Here is a 20,349-nt window from a genome sequence, read left to right as displayed (position 1 = left end):
TACAAGAACATATATATTCTAAAAAGCAAAAAAGAAGCTGTCTAGTTTTGAGACAGCTTCTTATTTGTTATTCTATTCCAGTTTAGTAAAATCTACCAGATCTTTACTCGGTTTTCTGGTGAAATGTATAATTTATCGCCTAGTTTAATGTCGAAAGCTTTATACCAAGAATCAACATTTTGTAAAGGCACATACGAACGATACATTCCCGGAGCATGCGGATCGGTTTTTACTTGATTTTTAATAGCTTCATCGCGCATTTTTGTTCTCCAGATGGTTCCCCACGAAATAAAGAAACGTTGTTCAGGCGTGTATCCGTCAATTAATCCCGGACGACCTTTATCTTGTAAATACAACTGTAATCCGTCATAAGCAGCGTTCACGCCACCTAAATCTCCAATGTTTTCACCTAAAGTAAATTTACCATCTACAAATGTATCAGGAATCGGTTCTAAAGACGAATATTGATCTGCCAAGGCACCGCCCAATCCTGTGAATTGCTTTAAATCGTCATCTGTCCACCAATTCACCAAGTTACCATCGGCATTGTATCGAGAACCAGAATCATCGAACCCATGCGAAATTTCGTGACCAATTACGGCGCCAATTCCACCAAAATTTACAGCCATATCGGCTTTATAATCGTAGAAAGGCGGTTGTAAAATAGCTGCCGGAAACACAATTTCGTTGTTTGTTGGGTTAAAATAAGCGTTAACGGTTTGTGGAGACATACCCCATTTGGTTTTATCTACCGGTTTGCCGTAATCTGCCATGTTTTTAGCAAAACGCCAACGCGCTACGTTTTTCATGTTTTCGTAATACGTGCCGCCATTTTCTATTGATTTAATTTCTAATTTAGAATAATCTTCCCATTTATCAGGATAACCAATTTTAACGGTAGATTTATGTAGTTTTTCAATAGCGCCTTTTCGTGTTGCAGGCGTCATCCATGGTAAATTATTGATACGGTTTTCAAAGGCTTTAAATACGTAATCAACCATTTCTTTAGCAATTTCTTTAGCTTCTGCAGGGAATTTCTTTTCTACATACAGTTTACCTAAAGCTTCACCAACGGTTCCATTAACAATTTGTAAGGCACGCTCTTCAATTGGGCGTTGTGCAATGGCGCCGGTTAAGGTTTTACTGTAAAAATCGAAGTTTGCTTCATCAATAGCTGTGGTTAAAACTCCGGTGTTTTTATTAATCAACGTCCAACGTAAATACGCTTTCAATTCATCGGCACTCGCTGTTTTAAAAATGTTTTCTAATGTTTCCATGTATTTTGGCATAGAAACCACTACTTGATCCACATTTTTTAATCCGGCTGCCACTAAATAATTGTTCCAATTAACCGTTGGAGTTAGTTTTTGCAATTCTGCAACCGACATTGGGTTGTAGGTTTTTCTACGATCGCGACGCTCCACACGGTCTAAACGTGCTTCTGCCATTTTTGTTTCTAAAGCAACTACTTGTGCAGCCTGTTTTTTAGCCGAAGCTTCGTCAATTCCTAAAAACTGCAACATACGTGCAACGTGTACTTCGTATTTTTGTTTTTTATCTTGCGAATCGGCATCTGTAGAAACATAATAATCGCGGTCTGGTAAACCAATGCTTCCTGGCGAAACATAAATGGTGTTTTTGTTAGAATCTAGGGCATCAGAACTAACATATAAACCAAAAAAGCCTAAACCGCCTTCGGGCATTTTTTCTTTTAATAAGGCAACAATATCGTTGGCATTTTTAATTTTGTTTATTTGATCTAACGTAGATTGAATAGGAGTGATGCCTAATTTGTTGCGGGTATCAAGATCTAAATAGGTTTTAAAAACGTTCACCGCTTTCATTTGATCTGAATTTGGATCTAACTTTTTATTGTTAACCGCTTCTTTTAAAATGGTTAACGCATCAATATCGGTATTCTGACGCAGTTCGTCAAAACTTCCCCAACGTGTTCTATCGGCAGGAATTTCGGTTTTATCAAACCATTCTCCATTCACATATCTAAAGAAATCATCGCCCGGTTTCACGTTTTTATCCATGTATTCCAAGTTTATTCCGTGACTTTCGGCAGAAGGAGTTTGTGCTTGTACTGTTGATGTTGCAATCATTAATAAGGTTGCAGGCAAGAACATAAATTTTTTATTCATTTTTCTTATTTGATTAGAGGTATAACTACAAAAATAAAAACAATAGCCAATTAAAAGGTTGTTTTATAAGTTATTTAACCTTTTTCGGTAAAAGCTTTTGTAATTTCGCATAAAATTTAAGTAATGAAAGATCTTTTTTATCGTTACAGATACTTGTTCCTAACCATTGGTGTGCTTTCGGTTATTATTTTATCGCTTTTCTACAATGCCTTAAAACCCGAAAAACAATTGCCTATTTACACACCTGCAATGGTAAATCCGGAGTTGGTTGATAGTTTGGTACAGCACCAAAATAATAAAATGAAGCATAAGATTGCAGAATTCTCTTTTCAAAATCAAAACAATAAAACCATTACCCAGAAAGAGTACGAAAACGTAATTTATGTTGCCGATTTCTTTTTTACAACTTGCCCAACTATTTGCCCAATTATGACGGATAATATGGTGTGGTTGCAAGATAAAATTAAAGACATGCCTAATGTAAAACTCTTGTCTTTTTCTGTGACACCTGACATTGATACACCTGAAGTGTTACGTAAATATGCCGATGAAAAAGGTGTGATTGATAGCAAATGGAACTTACTTACGGGTGATAAAAAAGCGATTTATTATTTGGCACGTCAATCGTTCTTGGCGGTAAAAACAGCATCGGTTGGTGAATTGTATGATATGGTGCATACCGAAAATTTTATTTTGGTTGATAAAAAAGGACGTATTCGCGGATTTTACGACGGTACTAATTTAAACGAAGATAAAGACGATGATACAAAGAACGTAAACCAATTGTTAGAAGATATTAAATGGCTGAACGCTAAAAGTTAATTATATAAACCTCACAGGTTTTTAAAACTTGTGAAGTTTGAATTCAAAAGTTAAAATAATTATAAAAACAGCCAAAAAGCAGTAGGAAAACAAATAAAGTTCGGTTTTCCTTTTTTAATGGTTAAATTTGTAATTCAAACTAAATCTAAATAAAAAGATATGACTCTTAATTTTTTAAAAAAGAGCCAAAAAGGAACCATCGTTAGTATAAACGTAGATCATGTTCCTTTAAAATTAATAGAAATGGGCTGCCTACCTGGCAATATTGTCGAGGTTTTGCAAATTGCACCTTTATTAGATCCAATCTACATAAAAGTGAACGATTCTTTTTTAAGTATTCGTAAAGATTTAGCGAAAGAAATAGAAGTAGAACTTATATAACATTTAATGAAACAACTAAAAGTAGCGTTAATTGGAAACCCGAATGTAGGTAAAACTTCCGTTTTTAACGCATTAACAGGCTTAAACCAACACGTAGGAAATTATCCGGGTGTAACCGTAGAACGTAAAACAGGAACTACTATATTAAATAAAGATACCAAAGCAAGTATTATAGATTTGCCGGGGGTTTATTCTGTAAATCCAAATTCTAAAGACGAAGAAATTGCGTTAAAAGCAATTTTTGATACATCGAATAAAGATTTTCCCGATGTAGTTGTTGTGGTTGCCGAAGTAGAAAATTTAAAACGAAATCTGTTGCTTTTTACGCAGGTTAAAGATTTAGGTTTTCCTACAATTCTGGCATTGAACATGGCAGATCAAATGGAAAAGAAAGGAATTTCTATTGATGTACCTGCATTGGAAAAAGCGTTAGATACCAAAATTGTTCTAATTTCTGCAAGAAAAAAAGAAGGAATTGACGATTTAAAGCAAGCAGTTTTAAATTATTCAAACTATAATACAAACAGTGTTTTCGATTTAAAATTAATCGATGAAAATTACTTTTCGCTTTTAGGAAATCTTTATCCAAATGAAAATCCTTACAAAGTTTGGCTTACGCAGACAGGAATTTTTCAGTTCGAAAAATTAAGTCCGCTTGTTTCAAGTAGTGCAACTGTACAGAAATCTGCTAGTGAACTTAAAAAATTACAACAGCGCGAAACCATAAAGCGTTATCAGTTTATCAACGATATTTTAAAAGATACCTATAAAATTGATACTTCAAAGGCAACAGATATCCGCATGAAGTTCGATCGAATTCTAACTCACAAATTCTGGGGTTACATTATCTTCTTCTTTGTTTTGCTGTTGATTTACGGATCGATCTTTGAATTGGCGGCTTTTCCAATGGATTTCGTTGATGGATTATTTGCCGATTTATCTACTTGGACAAGTGCCAATTTACCCGAAGGAAAATTAACCGAATTACTTGCCGATGGTATAATTCCTGGTTTAGGCGGTGTGTTGATGTTTGTGCCGCAAATTGCTATTTTATTCTTTTTAATTTCGATTTTAGAAGAAACAGGTTACATGAGTCGTGTGGTTTTTTTAATGGATCGCATCATGAAACCTTTCGGATTAAGCGGAAAATCGGTTGTGCCTTTAGTATCGGGAACAGCTTGCGCCATTCCTGCAATTATGAGTGCACGTAACATAGAAAATCCAAAAGAACGATTAATCACCATGCTGGTTACGCCTTTTACAACCTGTTCGGCGCGTATTCCGGTTTACATTATCATTATATCGCTCATCATCCCAAAAACATATATTTTAGGTTTTATACCGTTGCAGGCTTTTGTAATGACCATGATGTACGTTTTAGGATTTTTGGCTGCTTTATTATCGGGCTTGGTTTTAAGCAAGATTATTAAAGCCGACAGAAAATCGTTTTTTGTGATTGAAATGCCTACTTACAAAGTGCCAATTTTAAAGAATGTTTTTTTGAACATGTACGAAAAAGTGGTTTCGTATGTTGTGGGTGCCGGTAAAATTATTTTGGCATTGTCTGTAATTCTGTGGTTTTTAGGATCGCACGGACCAATTGATACTTTTGGAAATGCCGAAGAAATGGTTGCCGAAAAGCATATTAACGAGCGTTTAACCGAAGAGCGTTATAACAGCGAAGTTGCAGGCTATCAGTTAGAACATTCGTATATTGGAATTATTGGTAGAACCATTGAACCTGTTTTCCGTCCGCTGGGTTACGATTGGAAAATAAGCATTGCCGTTTTAACATCGTTTGCTGCTCGTGAAGTTTTTGTTGGAAATTTAGCAACCTTATATAATTTAGGGGGAGATGATGCTGAAGACGAAACAAAGATTATAGACAGAATGGCGAATGAAAAACGCGCAGACGGAACACCTGTTTACACTTTTGCAACCGGAATTTCACTGTTGTTATTTTACGCTTTTGCTATGCAATGTTTGTCAACGGTTGGGGTAACTAAAAAAGAAACCAACTCGTGGAAATGGACATTTGTTCAGCTTATTTTTATGACAGCCGTAGCTTATGTTGCTGCTTTAATTGCTTATCAACTTTTAAAGTAAACCAATGCAAGATATTCTTATTTATATAGTATTGTTTATCGCAGTTGCCTTTTTATTAAAGAAGTTTGTTTTTAAAAAGAAGAAAAAGGGCAGTTGCGGTAATGATAACAACTGTGGTTGTGGGTAAGAAGTATGATACTTACGGACGTTGAGCTTGTCGAAACGATCTACCCCAACGCCACGTCCAACATCATCATAGCAATAAATCCGCCAATAAAACCAAGAGTTGCAATATCTCCGTTGTCACCTTGCTGTGTTTCGGGAACAACTTCTTCAATTACAACAAAAATCATGGCTCCAGCAGCAAAAGCCAAGGCATAAGGTAAAATAGGAGTGAAGAAACCAACCGCCAAAGCTCCAATTACAGCTGCAACAGGTTCTACCAAAGCAGAACTTTGTCCGTACATAAAACTTTTACCGCGACTCATACCTGCTCTTCGCAATGGAAACGAAACCGCTAAACCTTCGGGTAAATTCTGTAAACCAATCCCAATTGCCAAAGTTAAAGCGCCTGCAATAGTTGCTTCGGGAATTCCGGCAGCAACACCGCCAAACAAAACGCCAACTGCTAAACCTTCGGGAATGTTGTGTAAGGTAATTGCCAAAACCAATAAAGTAGTTTTTTGCCAAGGTGTTTTGGTTTTAACGCCTTCGGTTTTCGATACGGGATGATTTAAATGCAAATGTGGCAGAATTTTATCAAGCGCAAACAAAAATAACGCGCCTAACGCAAAACCAATGGCAGCGGGCATTACTTTGGTAAATCCTTCGCCTTTACTCATGTTTATAGCCGGAGCAAGCAAACTCCAAAAGCTGGCAGCAATCATTACACCGCCTGTAAAACCAAGCATTCCGTCTAATAATCTCTTGTCTGGATTTCGAAAAACAAATACCAATGCTGCGCCAATTGCCGTTAACGACCAAGTGAATAATCCTGCGAAAAGGGCTGCCCAAACCGGATCAACCGATTCAAAAAAGGCTATGAGTTGATCAAACATATCAGATCTTTTTTACGAATAAATTATGAGCCACCACTTTAGACAAAGTAAGCTCGTTTTCTTGAAACAGAATAGTTACCGAATGATCGAAATTTTCGTGCTTTAAAATAGTAAATGTGCTTCCCAAGGCAATTTTTTGTCGATCTAAATATTGCAGAAACGCAGCCGAAGTATCTTTTACGCCTACGCACATATAATTGTTGTTCTCTTCTGTTTCGGTAAGCAATTCCTTTTCACGGTAAGGAATTTCGCCTTTAGCATTTGGAATGGGATCTCCATGCGGATCTTCTTTCGGATAACCCAGAAAAGCATCCAGTGCATTAATCAGTTTTTCAGATTTAATGTGTTCCAATTCTTCGGCAACATCATGCACTTCGTCCCAATTAAAATTTAATTTATCAACCAAAAAAACTTCCCACAAACGGTGCTTTCTAATAATCATTTTAGCGGTTTGCAAACCTAAAGCGGTTATAAAAACACCTTTATATTTCTCGTGGCTAATCAGTTTTTTTTCTTTCAGTTTTTTAATCATATCGGTAACAGACGATGCTTTAGTATCAATTTTCTGCGCAATGGCATTGGTTGAAATTCCTTCATCTTCGGTTTGCGACAAATGATAAATCACTTTCAGGTAATTTTCTTCGGTATGGGTAAGCATAGTTTCAAATAAAAATCAAATATAATTAAATAATCTAATTTTAATTTAAGTTGTTTAAAAAATATTTTTAGATTTGTCTAAAAATTAATTCAAATGAGACTAATTGTATTTTTCAGTTTACTTTTAAGTGTTTCCAATTTATCTGCACAAGTACAATTCACCGGAAAAGTAACCGATAATAAAAATGTAGTACAAACCGCAGTTTATATTGTTGAAGCTGATGAAGAAGTTCAAACACAAGTAGATGGAACTTTCAATTATCAATTTGAAAATACAGGAATTTATCATTTCAATATTGAAAATAGCAGCGGATTTATTCAAACTTTTGAATTGAATTTGACAAAAGCAGAAGAACGGTTTGAATTTGTTTTATCGACCGAAGATTCACAAGTTGATTTGCTGAACGAAATTGTCATTTCGGGAACAATGAAACCCGTGCTTCGATCTGAAAGTTTGGTGCCGGTTGAGGTTTACACGCCCACTTTTTTCAAAAAGAACCCAACGCCCAATATTTTTGAAGCACTACAAAACGTAAACGGCGTAAAACCACAGGTAAATTGCAGTGTTTGTAATACGGGCGACATTCATATTAATGGATTAGAAGGTCCGTACACTTTTGTTTTGATCGATGGAATGCCGATTGTTAGTGGCTTGTCAACGGTTTATGGTTTGTCGGGAATTCCGAATTCGCTGATAGAGAAAGTCGAAATCGTGAAAGGTCCGGCTTCTTCGTTGTATGGAAGTGAAGCAGTAGGTGGATTAATCAATATCATTACTAAAAATCCGCTGTATGCATCAAAATATGCGGTTGATGTTTTTGGAACTTCGTGGGGTGAAATTAATACCGATTTGGGGTTATCTTTAAAAGTTTCAGATAAAGTTCATTGGTTAATGGGTGTGAATTATTTCAATTATTCAAATCCGATTGATAAAAATAAAGATGAATTTACCGATGTTACGTTGCAAGACCGTATTTCGATCTTTAACAAAATCACTTTCGAACGAAAATCAAAAAAGCAACTGGCATTGGCAACGCGTTATTTTTATGAAGATCGTTGGGGCGGACAAATGAATTGGAATAGAAATTTCCGCGGCGGAACTGATGTCTATGGAGAATCTATTTACACAAACCGTTGGGAATTACTTGGTTTGTACGAATTGCCGTTTACCGAAAAAATTACGAGTCAGTTTTCTATCACAACCCACGATCAAAATTCAATGTATGGCGATACGCCGTTTATGGCAAAACAAAATATTGCATTTACACAGTTTTATTGGGATAAAACCTATGGCAAACATGATTTATTGGTTGGAACAGCCGCAAGATATCAAATGTACGATGACAACAGCGCAGCAAAACCAACAGCAGATGAAACGTTTATTCCGAGTATTTTTGTTCAGGATTCGTACGAAATAAACAAGCGATTTAGTTTGCTGGGAGGATTAAGGTACGATTATCATAAAGATCACAAAAGTATTATTACGCCGCGTTTTGCATTTAGATACGAATCTAAAAAAGGAGATATTATGCGTTTGAATGCGGGAACAGGTTTCAGAGTTGTTAATTTGTTTACCGAAGAACATGCGGCGCTTTCGGGTGCACGAGATGTAATTGTTTTAGAAGATCTTAAACCCGAAAAATCGTACAACGTAAATGTGAATTATTTAAAAACCTGGATGTTGAAAGATGATTTTATCTTACAGGCCGAAGCTGCTGCGTGGTACACTTATTTTACCAATTCCATCATTCCAGATTACGACAGCAATCCAAACCAGATCATCTATAAAAATTTAGAAGGATATGCCGAAACAAAAGGTATCAGCCTAAATGTTGATGCGGTTTATGCCAACAACCTGAAAATAATGATGGGTGTAACGCTACAAGATGTAAGCAAGGTTGAAAATAATATACGAACACAGCAGATGCTTACCGAAAAATTTTCGGGAACTTGGGTTGTTTCCTACACTTTTAACCGTTTAAACCTAACTGTAGATTATTCGGGAAATTTGTACGGACCCATGCGTTTGCCTTTGGTTAGTGAATTAGATCCGCGTTTGCCGTATTCTGAAACCTACAGCATTCAGAATATTCAGTTAACATATAAAGGTTTTAAGCATTTTGAATTATACGGCGGCATTAAAAATTTATTGAATTGGACACCTAATAAAAACAATCCGTTTTTAATTGCAAGATCTAATGATCCGTTTAACAAAAATGTGCAATATGATGCCAACGGAAGCGCTTTGGCAACCCCCGAAAATCCGTATGGTTTAGTGTTTGATCCCACTTATATTTACGCACCAAACCAAGGCTTAAGAACATTTTTTGGAGTTCGATACAATTTCTAAGATTATGTTAAAAACGAAACTATTTTTATAATAAATTTTGCTATGTTATTGTAATTCAATATATTTGCTTTTGTGTAAAAAATTAAAGGTAGTTTTTTGCAAATAAAAAAGCCTATCTTTACCAGCAACATCAATAAAATATAACTATGTACACAGGTTTATTACATGCGCATTCTTACATTGCTTACTTAGCTTTAATTCTGTTAGTTGTAGCGTCATTAAATGCTATTATCGGAATGACATCTAACAAAGAATTTAAAGATGGCGACCGTAAATTATCGTTATTTGCTTTAATTTTTACACACACACAATTCTTAATTGGTTTAATTTTGTATTTCAATTCACCAAACGTTAAAATCTTTGATTTACCAATGGGTGAAATTATGAAAGATTCAAATTTAAGATTGTATGCGGTAGAACATCCGTTAATTAATATTATAGCAATAATTTTAATTACAATTGGTTGGTCTAAACATAAAAAAGCCGCTACAAGCCAAGCAAAATTTAAATCAATTGCAATTATGTATGCTTTAGGAACTATTTTGGTTTTATCAAGAATTCCTTGGAGCAACTGGTTTTAAAATACCATTCTTAATTCTATAAATAGAAAAAAGAATTCTCTTGTCTTTACAAGAAAAAAAGAAGTTTAATTAAATTACAATTTATGAAGAAGCATTTTTCTTTCATTTTAGCAGGAATAGTAACACTTACAGCAATAACAGGCTTTAGTGTTTTAACACAAAACAACGAGACGGATAACAATGTAAGAGTTGTAGGGAAGGAATTAGCGTATGCAGAAACAGCAACAGCTAGTAATTTTAGTAAAGATTCTTCTAAAATAAACGAAAAAGAAGCTGATTTAAATAGCGAATTAATTAAATTAAATGCAGAACTAGAAGCTTTAGAAAGCGAAGTTGAAACAGTACACGAAAATACCCAAGCGTCTTACTACCACGATAAATTCAATGGAAGAAAAACAGCAAGTGGTGCTATTTTTAGCAATAAAAAATATACAGCGGCTCACAAAACATTACCTTTTGGTACAAAAATACGCGTAACAAATTTAAAAAATGACCGTGAGGTTATTGTAGAAATCAATGATCGAGGACCATTTGTAAAAGGTCGTAAATTAGATTTAAGCAAAACTGCTTTTATGGATTTAGCCAGTAATAAAGGGCGCGGAACGTTAGATGTTAAAGTTGAAGTTTTGCCAAATGATTATGAAGACAAGAAAACAGAATTAGAAAGCGAATTAAATATAGTTGCTTCTGTTCCAGATGGTCTAAATTTACATGAATTTGCGTTATAGTCTTATAATTATCATATTATTAATTGGTTTTACAAGTTGTAAAACAGCGAGCAACTCAAAAAACACAAAAACCTCATTGTATAAAGATGAGGTTTTTGCATGTTATTATCATAATAAATTTAACGGAAGAAAGACGGCAAGCGGTATCATTTTTTCAAACAGTAAACTAACTGCCGCGCATAAATCGTTAACCTTTGGTACTAAAGTTAAAGTTACCAATATAGAAAACAATAAAAGTGTTATTGTAGAAATCAATGATCGCGGGCCATTTACAAAAGGCTTGGAAATAGATTTAAGTAAAAAAGCTTTCGATGCCATTTCACACGATAAAAAAGCGGGCAAACTTCAAGTTAAATTAGAATTAATTAACGACTCCAAGAAGTAAAAGGCACGTTGCTTAAATACGCATTGTAAAAACGCTCGTCGCCCGTTAATTCTTCACCCAGCCATTCAGGTTTATCAAATTGCTGGTCTGTTGTTTCTAATTCAACTTCGGCAATTACAAGTCCTTCGTTAGCTCCTTCAAAAACATCAACCTCAAAAACAACACTGCCAAACGGAATTAAATAACGGGTTTTATCAATCACAAAATCTTCGCATAACATTAAAAGAGCATTAGCATCATCAACTAAAATCTCTTTTTCCCATTCAAATCGCGATAAACCATTTGCAGAGCTTATGCCTTTTACGGTAATAAAACCTTTGTTGCCTTTAATGCGTACGCGAACGGTTCGGTTTTTGTCGGTATTTAAATAACCTTGAGTTATCTTGTAGCTTTCTTTAGCATTCGCTAAAAAATTAGTACTTTTAACGCTGAATTTTCGTTCAATTTCTAACATTGATTTTGTATTTTTCCTAAATATCAAATATCGTAAAAAAGAATTTATGAGTTTAATAAAAAAACAGTTTGCCTATAATAACATTGGCGAAATATTTGCAAAATACATTGTAGATGGTGATGTTGTTTTAAAGGAAAGTTTGTATTTTTTATACGATTTAGTAAAGTATTTTCGTCCAAAAAGTCCTAAATCTGTTGCAAATATAACATTGCGCGAATTGTTAGACCATTTAATTGAGTTTGATACACATCGAGTAATTTTAAGTAATTATTTAGGAAGTATTTTATCTGACAGATCTTTTCGTATAATGGTTTCAGATGCAGGTATTTTGCAAGATTCTGATTTTTTGTATGAGATTAGAAAACGTATATCTTCTAAAATTTTACCTTATCAGCCTAAAAAAGATACGTTAGAGTATGTGCTTAATCAGGTTTTTTATAAGGAAACTGACTTTGTTTGGATAAATAAAATTCCAATGCACGAGCTAATTGAGTTGGTTGAAATATTGCAACTTCCTGATATTTATCAGTTTGATAAAGCTGAAGAAGGGGCACTTTCAGAAATTTTGTATGCCATGGGAGTCTTAACTCAACGAATGAGTGGTAGATCAATGGAAACAAGTATTTTAAATATGATTCCGAAATACAACCATTTAGGAAGTCCGTTTTTAGGTTTCGAAAACGAGTTTTTAGAAATAGAAAGCCGCTTGCGTAAAGGCGAAGTTCAGTTTGTAGACGCAAATGACCTGAATTATAAACAAATGGTGATTTTGTATAAGCAATGTGTAGATTTAGTTAAACACGCTTATAAAAACAGTGCTACATTCGGAATAACCTTAAAAGTAAACCAAAGTTTGCTGCGTATTAGGCAGCAGTTAGATCGTATTAAAACATTAATTGACTTTTTAATTGTTAATACTCCAAAAGATCGAATAGAAAACACCGTTAAACTATCGCTTAAACTTATAGAATACAACTGTTATAAAAACAATGTTAGTAAGTTAATAGCAGAAAGTACCCAAGTGGTTTCGTATGAAATTACACAATATACCGCAAAAACAGGTGAACATTACATAACGGAAACCGCCAAAGAATATTTTAGTATGTTTAAAGCATCATTAGGTGCGGGTTTGGTTGTAGGCTTTTTGTGTATTTTTAAGGTACTTTTATCTAAAGCAGATACCAGTGATTTTGGTTTTGCCTTTTTGTATAGTATGAATTATGCTGTTGGGTTTATAGTTATTTACCTCTGTGGCTTTGCACTGGCAACAAAGCAACCTGCCATGACAGCATCATACATAATTAAGGCAATAGAAGAAGGTAGAAAAACGCAAACATCTACAACTGAACAACATAGTGCATTTGCTAATTTATTCGCCCGCTTGTTTCGTTCGCAATTTATAGCTTTTGTTGGAAACGTGATTATGGCATTTGCAGTGGCATTATTGTTAATTTGGAGTATTGATCGTATCACCGGGATTAACATTACCGATACCAAATGGCATACACTTTTAAATGATTCTAGTCCGGTACATTCTTGGGCAATTTTTCATGCAGCAATTGCAGGTGTCTTTTTGTTTTTATCGGGAATTATCTCTGGAAATGTATCCAACAAAAACAAACACAACCAAGTGTATTACCGCATACAAGAAAATCCGTTTTTAAAATCGACGATAGGTGCCTACAAAGCAAATAAATTGGCTGGTTGGCTAGAACGTAAATGGCCTGGAATTATATCTAACTTTTGGTTTGGTATTTTTATGGGAAGCACACATTCTATTGGTATATTTTTAGGTTTAAATTTAGATATTCGTCATATAACTTTTGTAAGTGGTAATATTGCATTAGGTGCTTACGGAGCCGATTTTCAACTAACAGCAATAACTTGGCTTTGGTGTTTGTTAGGAATTTTCTTTGTAGGATTAATAAACTTTACAGTAAGTTTTGGTTTATCGTTAGGGTTGGCTTTCCGATCAAGAGATATTCCTTGGGTAGAAGTTTTCTCTTTGCAGAAATCTGTTTGGAAGCACTTTAAAAAACAGCCGCTTCATTTCTTTTTTCCGCCACGAAAGCCAAAAAAAACCGATTTTACTAATTGATTTAAACTGAAATGGATCAAAATCAAACGCATCGAAAAATTATTCATATTGATATGGATGCGTTTTACGCTTCGGTAGAACAGCTTGATTTTCCAGAGTTAAGAAACAAACCACTTGCAGTAGGAGGTTCTGAAGAACGAGGAGTGATATCGGCAGCAAGTTACGAAGCTAGAAAATTTGGTGTACGCAGTGCTATGAGCGGAAAACTAGCTATAAAAAAATGTCCGGAACTAATTTTTGTTCCTCCACGCTTTGCACGCTACAAAGAAGTATCAAGCCAAATTAGACAGATTTTTTTGGAATACACCGATTTGGTTGAACCACTGTCATTAGACGAAGCTTTTTTAGATGTTACCGTTAATAAAAAAGGCTTGAAAAGTGCTACAATGATGGCAGAAGAAATTCGTCTAAAAATTTTTCAAACTACAGGTTTAACTGCTTCTGCAGGAATTTCAATCAATAAATTTCTGGCAAAAATAGCAAGCGATTACAACAAACCAAACGGACAAAAAACTATTAAACCTAACGAAATAATTCCTTTTTTAGATTCTTTAGAAATTAAGCGCTTTTTTGGAGTGGGTAAAAAAACCTGTGAAAAAATGTATCATCTTGGGATTTTTACTGGAGCTGATCTGCGCAAAAAATCATTCGATTTTTTAGAAAATCATTTTGGCAATTCGGGTGCTCATTTTTATCAGTTGGCTCGCGGAATTAGTAATTCTGCGGTTGTGCCAAATAGGTTGCCAAAATCAATTGGCGCAGAACGAACGTTTAGGGAAAATTATACATCGATAGTTCCATTGCAAGACAAATTAAAAGATGTTTGTGAAGAAGTATCCATGCGATTGCAAAAGAGAAATCTTTCGGGCAAAACAATAACTCTTAAAATAAAATACAGCGATTTTACCTTACAAACAAAAAGTTTTACGTTACCGTATTATGTTAGTAGTTTTGATTTACTGCTAGATACTTCGTTAGAATTGTTGCAACAAAATAATTTAAAAACATCGGTACGTTTAATTGGTATACAAGTAAGTAATTTAAATATAAACCAGAAAAAAGCAGAATACGTGCAGTTAAAGTTTAGGTTTTAAACAAAAAAAACTCAAACCGAAAAGTTTGAGTTTTTATGAAGTAGATAAATATATCTAAATTATTTTTTTTCGTAGTCTTGTGTTGTATTAGCTTTTGCTTTTTGTACATTTAGTACATTGCCTTTACTATCTAATACAGCAACCACAACGCTTGCTTTTGAAACATCTTTTAACTCATACGATAAGTTAACTGTATTTTTATATTCATTTGAAGATTTTGTTTGATCTGAAGCAATAACATCACCTAAAAAGTTGTTAGTTGCGCGTACCACATGATCGTGAACAAAATTTTCTTCCCATCTTGCTTTTCCAGTGGTGTTGCCATATAACGGAGATGAATTTAATTGTTTAAATTCTAAACCATCTTCTAATAGGTAAACAACATATTTTAGTTCTTGGCTAATATTTTGGCTAAATTTTAAACTAACATCAACTTTACCACTTGTAGCAGCTAAGTTTGATTCTATTTTAATACCAATTGGCGAGCCTTCGTTAAAAAGTTTATATTTTGTATAAAAATTTTTAAATAAATTAATATCCACAAAGAATTGGGTTTCTCCTGCATCGTTTTTGCCTTGACGAAGCCAATTTTGGAAAAGTTGACCTTGAATAGATGGGTTTCTGTTCCAAGACATAAATGGATATCCATTAAGCTTAAGAACCCTTACAAGATCTCTAACTTTAGGTAATACGAATGGATCCTTTACATAATCTATATTGTAATCGTCATGAATAGCTACAGGAATTAATTTATCGGCATATTCTGATTTAGCTAATTCTTCTGTTGTAAATGAAGCTAAAGGACACACCATGCAACTTGCAGATGTAATATCTTCAACTAATACTTTTTGTTTGTATTCGCCCTTTGTAAAGTCAACTTCAGTGTTTTGTGGTTGGTCGTTAGAGTCGTCAGAATCAGAACAACTAACGATACCTAGTGATGCTATCCCTAATAACAGAACTGGTAAAAATTTCTTTTTGAACATAATATATCGTTAATATTGAGTTAATAAGTTGTAAAATAATAAAAAAAAAATACGATAAAAAAATTATATCATAATTATTTTATCATTAATTTTGAATTAAAATTTTTAAAGAACTGATAAAATATCATGAAAATTCGTTTGTCATTACTAGCTTTTTGTTTGATGTTTGTAACATTTGCAATAGGGCAAAATAAATTACCTAATGTTTCATTAAAAGGGCTTGATAATAAATCTATCAATATTGCAAATTACAATAGCTCGTCTAAACCTGTAATTGTAAGCTTTTGGGCAACGTGGTGCGGACCATGTATTAAGGAATTAGAAGCTATTAAAACTAAATACGCTCAATGGCAAAAAGATTATGGGGTTGAGTTGGTGGCTGTTTCGGTTGACGATTCTAAAACAATTAACAGAGTAAAGCCTATGGTAACTTCAAAAGGATGGAAATATCAGGTTTTATTAGATACAAATCAAGAGCTTAAAAGAGCTTTAAATGTAGTAAATGTACCTTATACAATGATTCTTTATAAAGGTAAAGTGATTTTTACACATTCTAATTACACTCCTGGAATCGAAAATAAAATGGAGCAAGAATTAAAAAAAATAGTTAAAAATTAATTAATGAAAAAGATAATTCTTTCGGCGACGTTGTTAACGTCGTCTTTCTTTTATGCGCAAATACGTGTAGGAATTGAATCAAACAATCAATATTATCTAGATGATGATAAGATTAAAATTGAAGAAAATGAAGCTGAAGATCGTTTAAGATCTAACACTTATATAAAGGTTGATTATTTTAAAAATAAATGGGAGTTTGGTACACAGGTAGAATCTTACTATCCAAAAGCAATAATAAATTACAATCCCGATTTACAAGATGTTAACATAGGTACTATTTACGCTCGATATAACGATATTGAAAACGGAGTTAATATTACCTTGGGTCATTTTTACGAGCAATTTGGAAGCGGTTTAATTTTGCGTTCATGGGAAGATCGTGCATTAGGAATAAATAATGCGCTTTTTGGTATGAATGCGAAATTGCGTTTAACAAAAAACCTCGATTTAACTGCTTTAGGTGGTAAACAACGTATTGGAATGGGGTTCGATTTTTCCGATAGTTATGTATTAGGAACCAATTTAGAGTTTAATGCGGCAGATGCACTTAAGTTAGAAAATACCGATTTAAGATTTGGAGCTAGTTACGTGGGTAGATTAAATGAGGAAAAAGTAACGGAATACGAGGGTATAAATGATTTAACCAATGCTTTTTCTGGTAGATTTAATTTAGGAATTGGCGGGTTTAATTTTGGTACAGAATATATTCACAAACAAAAAGATATTGTTATTGCCAATGAAGATTATATAGATGGATCATTTCTAGAAGGAAATGCTATATTAGTTAATATAGGATATAACAAAGATAATTTTGGATCAAGTGTTAATCTTCGAAGAATGGAGAATATGACATTTTATTCAGATAGAAAGTTGGCTGGAAATCAATACAATAAAGGTGTTATCAATTATATTCCGGCATTAACAAAACAGTACGATTTTTCGCTACAAAATATATACGTGTATCAAGCGCAAGGAGGGATTAATTGGTTTGAAAAAAGAAACGGTGAAATAGGTGGACAACATGATTTTTACTATGATTTCGTAGAAGGAAGTCTATTAGGCGGGAAATACGGAACACATTTAGCAGTGAATGGATCTTATTGGGGAGGATTAAAATCAACCTATGATTTTACTAATAATGAACTAGAGGATGAGTTTTTGAAATTTGGAGAGAAATATTATTCTGATATTGCTGTAGAAGTAAGAAAAAGATGGTCTCCAACTTTTCAAACCATTACTATGTACATGAATCAATACTACAATGCACCTATTTTAGAAGGAAAGTTCGATGATGTTAAAACCGATATTGTAAGCGTTGAAGGTTTGTATAATTTTTCTGAAACAAGTTCGGTACGTTTGCAAGTACAAAACATGTGGGCTTCTGCAGATAAAGGAGATTGGGGAGCAGCCTTGTTAGAATATGTTCCTAATACCATGTTTAGTATTTATGTTACAGATATGTACAATTATGGCAATTCACACGCTGAAAGCCGTATTCATTATTATAGTGTTGGTGGTAGTTTTTCTAAAGGTGCAACCCGTATCGCTGTAAATTATGGCCGCCAACGTGGTGGTTTAATGTGTGTGGGCGGTGTTTGTAGATACGTGCCGGAATCAAACGGTCTTACTTTAAACCTAACAACAAATTTCTAAATAACTAAAAAGTCTGAATATTAATTCAGACTTTTTTTATTGATTTTTAGGAAGATAAAAAAAAACAACGTAAATTTGCACCACTTTTTAGTAGAAGATAAAGGAATGTGCTAAAAGGTTGAAACATAAATCAATAACAACTTCTGTTTAAAACTTCGTTACAATCCTTAAGTAAACAGAATACAAATTTATTATCAGACATGTCTGAACAAACACAAAACGCAAAAGAATTTTTGGATACTTTCAACTGGGAAAGTTATGAAAACGGTATTGATGCAGTAGATGCTCAAAACTTACAAGAATTCGAAGATTTAGTAGAAAAAACTTTTATCTCAACTGGTGAAGAAGAAGTTGTAGAAGGTGTAGTAGTAAGAATCACAGACAGAGATGCAATCGTTGATATCAACGCTAAATCTGAAGGTGTTATTTCTTTAAACGAGTTCCGTTACAATCCTAACTTAAAAGTTGGTGATAAAGTAGAGGTTTTAATCGACGTTCGCGAAGATAAAAACGGACAATTAGTATTATCTCACCGTAAAGCTCGTACAATCAAAGCTTGGGATCGCGTTATCGCAGCTCATGATACAGGCGAAATCGTTAACGGTTTTGTTAAATGTAGAACTAAAGGTGGTATGATCGTTGACGTATTCGGTATTGAAGCATTCTTACCAGGATCTCAAATCGATGTGAAACCAATCCGCGATTACGATCAATACGTAAACAAAACTATGGAATTTAAAGTTGTGAAAATCAACCATGAGTTCAAAAACGTAGTAGTTTCTCACAAAGCATTAATCGAAGCTGATATCGAAGTTCAGAAAAAAGAAATCATCGGTCAGTTAGAAAAAGGTCAAGTATTAGAAGGTGTTGTTAAAAACATTACTTCATACGGTGTATTTATTGATTTAGGTGGTGTTGACGGATTAATCCACATTACAGACTTATCTTGGTCTCGTATCAACCACCCATCTGAAGTATTAGAATTAGACCAAAAATTAAACGTTGTAATCTTAGATTTCGATGACGAGAAAACACGTATCCAATTAGGTTTAAAACAATTAAACGCTCATCCATGGGATGCTTTAGACACTAACTTAAACGTAGGTGATAAAGTAAAAGGTAAAGTAGTTGTTTTAGCTGATTACGGTGCATTCATCGAAGTTGCAGAAGGCGTTGAAGGTTTAATCCACGTGTCAGAAATGTCTTGGTCAACACATTTACGTTCAGCACAAGATTTCGTGAAAATCGGTGATGAAGTAGAAGCGGTTATCTTAACATTAGATCGTGAAGATCGTAAAATGTCTTTAGGTATCAAACAATTATCAAACGATCCTTGGACAGATATTACATCTAAATACCCAGTAGGTTCTAAACACACAGGTACAGTTCGTAACTTCACTAACTTTGGTGTTTTCGTAGAATTAGAAGAAGGAATTGATGGATTAGTTTACATCTCTGACTTATCTTGGACTAAGAAAATCAAACACCCATCAGAATTTGTTAACGTAGGTGACAAGTTAGATGTTGTTGTGTTAGAATTAGACGTTGAAGGTCGTAAATTATCTTTAGGTCACAAACAAACTACAGACAATCCATGGGATGCTCACGAAGCAGCTTACGGTGTAGGTACAGTACAAAACGGTACAATTGCAGACTTAAACGATAAAGGTGCAACAGTGAACTTCGAAGAAGATGTAGTTGCGTTCATCCCAACTCGTCATTTAGAGAAAGAAGACGGTAAAAAATTGAAAAAAGGCGATACTGCTGATTTCAAAGTTATCGAATTCAACAAAGAATTTAAAAGAGTTGTAGCTTCACATACTGCTACTTTCCGCGAAGAAGAAGAGAAAAACTTCAAAGCTTCAGAAGAAAAAGCATCAGCTAACAATTCATCAAACGAAAAAACAACTTTAGGTGATATCGACGCTTTAGCAGAATTAAAAGCTAAAATGGAAGGTAAAAACTAATAAGTTTTCTCAACTAAAATCAAATCCCGCTGGTTCTCTAGCGGGATTTTTTTTGTTTTAGGGCGTTCCCCTTCAATTCCGTTTCCAAACAAAATCCTATGTAAATACTCAATAACGAATAACATAAAATACAAATAAACAGTCGGGTCGGGCTATTCGCTCCAAGTCCTTGCTCGTCGTACCTCCTCACTGCGGGCTATCCACTGCTATCCCTAACGCAAGCTGAATCGCATCCTGTTACTTCGAGAGAAGTCGAGAAGTTGTATAATTAAACTCACCGTTTCTCAGGTTTTCGTATAATGTATATTGCATTTTTAGTACAGT

The 20,349-nt window shown here is 34.1% G+C and carries 18 protein-coding genes; 13 read left to right on the top strand and 5 right to left on the bottom strand.

What is annotated here, in order from left to right:
* Positions 1-92 precede the first annotated feature (92 nt).
* The gene (locus tag EG242_RS13710) at positions 93-2,147 is read right to left on the bottom strand and encodes a M13 family metallopeptidase (RefSeq protein ID WP_124900432.1); all 2,055 of its coding nucleotides are present in this window, start codon (positions 2,145-2,147) and stop codon (positions 93-95) included.
* A 123-nt stretch (positions 2,148-2,270) separates the two neighbouring features.
* Here EG242_RS13710 and EG242_RS13705 point away from each other — a divergent pair, with 123 nt between their 5' ends.
* The 4 genes from EG242_RS13705 (at position 2,271) to EG242_RS13690 (ending at position 5,583) form a co-directional block, all read left to right on the top strand.
* On the top strand, positions 2,271-2,969 hold the full coding sequence (locus EG242_RS13705; protein WP_124900431.1) for an SCO family protein: 699 nt from the start codon (positions 2,271-2,273) through the stop codon (positions 2,967-2,969).
* 159 nt (positions 2,970-3,128) lie between these two features.
* The gene (locus EG242_RS13700; RefSeq protein WP_124900430.1) at positions 3,129-3,350 is read left to right on the top strand and encodes a FeoA family protein; all 222 of its coding nucleotides are present in this window, start codon (positions 3,129-3,131) and stop codon (positions 3,348-3,350) included.
* A 6-nt stretch (positions 3,351-3,356) separates the two neighbouring features.
* Positions 3,357-5,456, top strand: coding sequence for a ferrous iron transport protein B (gene feoB, locus EG242_RS13695; RefSeq protein WP_124900429.1), 2,100 nt, complete (start codon positions 3,357-3,359; stop codon positions 5,454-5,456).
* Positions 5,457-5,460: 4 nt separating this feature from the next.
* A complete protein-coding gene (locus tag EG242_RS13690) occupies positions 5,461-5,583 on the top strand; it encodes a FeoB-associated Cys-rich membrane protein (protein WP_124900428.1) in 123 nt (40 codons plus the stop codon).
* A gap of 40 nt (positions 5,584-5,623) precedes the next feature.
* Here EG242_RS13690 and EG242_RS13685 read toward each other — a convergent pair whose 3' ends face one another.
* Both EG242_RS13685 and EG242_RS13680 read right to left on the bottom strand, forming a co-directional pair.
* Positions 5,624-6,454, bottom strand: a complete 831-nt coding sequence (locus EG242_RS13685; protein ID WP_124900427.1) for a ZIP family metal transporter — start codon at positions 6,452-6,454, stop codon at positions 5,624-5,626.
* A gap of 1 nt (position 6,455) precedes the next feature.
* Positions 6,456-7,112, bottom strand: a complete 657-nt coding sequence (locus EG242_RS13680; RefSeq protein ID WP_124900426.1) for a metal-dependent transcriptional regulator — start codon at positions 7,110-7,112, stop codon at positions 6,456-6,458.
* A 93-nt stretch (positions 7,113-7,205) separates the two neighbouring features.
* Here EG242_RS13680 and EG242_RS13675 point away from each other — a divergent pair, with 93 nt between their 5' ends.
* The 4 genes from EG242_RS13675 to EG242_RS13660 all read left to right on the top strand — a co-directional run bounded on the left by EG242_RS13675 (position 7,206) and on the right by EG242_RS13660 (position 11,155).
* Positions 7,206-9,461 (top strand): TonB-dependent receptor plug domain-containing protein, encoded by a 2,256-nt coding sequence (locus EG242_RS13675; RefSeq protein ID WP_124900425.1) that lies wholly within the window; start codon positions 7,206-7,208, stop codon positions 9,459-9,461.
* Between the two features lie 146 nt (positions 9,462-9,607).
* Complete coding sequence (locus EG242_RS13670; RefSeq protein ID WP_124900424.1) at positions 9,608-10,042, top strand: hypothetical protein; 435 nt, start codon at positions 9,608-9,610, stop codon at positions 10,040-10,042.
* 293 nt (positions 10,043-10,335) lie between these two features.
* The gene (locus EG242_RS15080) at positions 10,336-10,770 is read left to right on the top strand and encodes a septal ring lytic transglycosylase RlpA family protein (RefSeq protein ID WP_262673909.1); all 435 of its coding nucleotides are present in this window, start codon (positions 10,336-10,338) and stop codon (positions 10,768-10,770) included.
* Positions 10,754-11,155, top strand: coding sequence for a septal ring lytic transglycosylase RlpA family protein (locus EG242_RS13660; protein ID WP_124900422.1), 402 nt, complete (start codon positions 10,754-10,756; stop codon positions 11,153-11,155). The genes EG242_RS15080 and EG242_RS13660 overlap by 17 nt, the downstream gene beginning before the upstream one ends.
* Here the strand turns inward: EG242_RS13660 and EG242_RS13655 are convergent.
* Complete coding sequence (locus tag EG242_RS13655) at positions 11,136-11,609, bottom strand: CYTH domain-containing protein (protein WP_124900421.1); 474 nt, start codon at positions 11,607-11,609, stop codon at positions 11,136-11,138. The genes EG242_RS13660 and EG242_RS13655 overlap by 20 nt on opposite strands.
* 46 nt (positions 11,610-11,655) lie before the next feature.
* Between EG242_RS13655 and EG242_RS13650 the strand changes: the two genes are divergently transcribed.
* Together EG242_RS13650 and dinB are read left to right on the top strand one after the other, a co-directional pair.
* Positions 11,656-13,707, top strand: coding sequence for a recombinase (locus EG242_RS13650; RefSeq protein WP_124900420.1), 2,052 nt, complete (start codon positions 11,656-11,658; stop codon positions 13,705-13,707).
* Positions 13,708-13,718: 11 nt separating this feature from the next.
* Positions 13,719-14,801, top strand: coding sequence for a DNA polymerase IV (gene dinB / locus EG242_RS13645; protein ID WP_124900419.1), 1,083 nt, complete (start codon positions 13,719-13,721; stop codon positions 14,799-14,801).
* Positions 14,802-14,860: 59 nt separating this feature from the next.
* Here the strand turns inward: dinB and EG242_RS13640 are convergent, their stop codons facing one another.
* Positions 14,861-15,787, bottom strand: a complete 927-nt coding sequence (locus tag EG242_RS13640; protein WP_124900418.1) for an Omp28-related outer membrane protein — start codon at positions 15,785-15,787, stop codon at positions 14,861-14,863.
* 126 nt (positions 15,788-15,913) lie between these two features.
* Between EG242_RS13640 and EG242_RS13635 the strand changes: the two genes are divergently transcribed.
* The 3 genes from EG242_RS13635 to rpsA all read left to right on the top strand — a co-directional run bounded on the left by EG242_RS13635 (position 15,914) and on the right by rpsA (position 20,025).
* Positions 15,914-16,405, top strand: coding sequence for a TlpA family protein disulfide reductase (locus tag EG242_RS13635; RefSeq protein ID WP_124900417.1), 492 nt, complete (start codon positions 15,914-15,916; stop codon positions 16,403-16,405).
* A gap of 3 nt (positions 16,406-16,408) precedes the next feature.
* Positions 16,409-18,058 (top strand): DUF6029 family protein, encoded by a 1,650-nt coding sequence (locus EG242_RS13630; protein WP_124900416.1) that lies wholly within the window; start codon positions 16,409-16,411, stop codon positions 18,056-18,058.
* 200 nt (positions 18,059-18,258) lie between these two features.
* Complete coding sequence (gene rpsA / locus EG242_RS13625) at positions 18,259-20,025, top strand: 30S ribosomal protein S1 (RefSeq protein WP_124900415.1); 1,767 nt, start codon at positions 18,259-18,261, stop codon at positions 20,023-20,025.
* The last annotated feature ends 324 nt before the right edge of the window (positions 20,026-20,349 follow it).

It is taken from the genome of Paenimyroides viscosum (assembly GCF_003858535.1).
GTDB lineage: Bacteria > Bacteroidota > Bacteroidia > Flavobacteriales > Flavobacteriaceae > Flavobacterium > Flavobacterium viscosum.
Note: the sequence above shows the minus strand (reverse complement) of the source record. Positions and strands in the feature narration are given on the sequence as shown.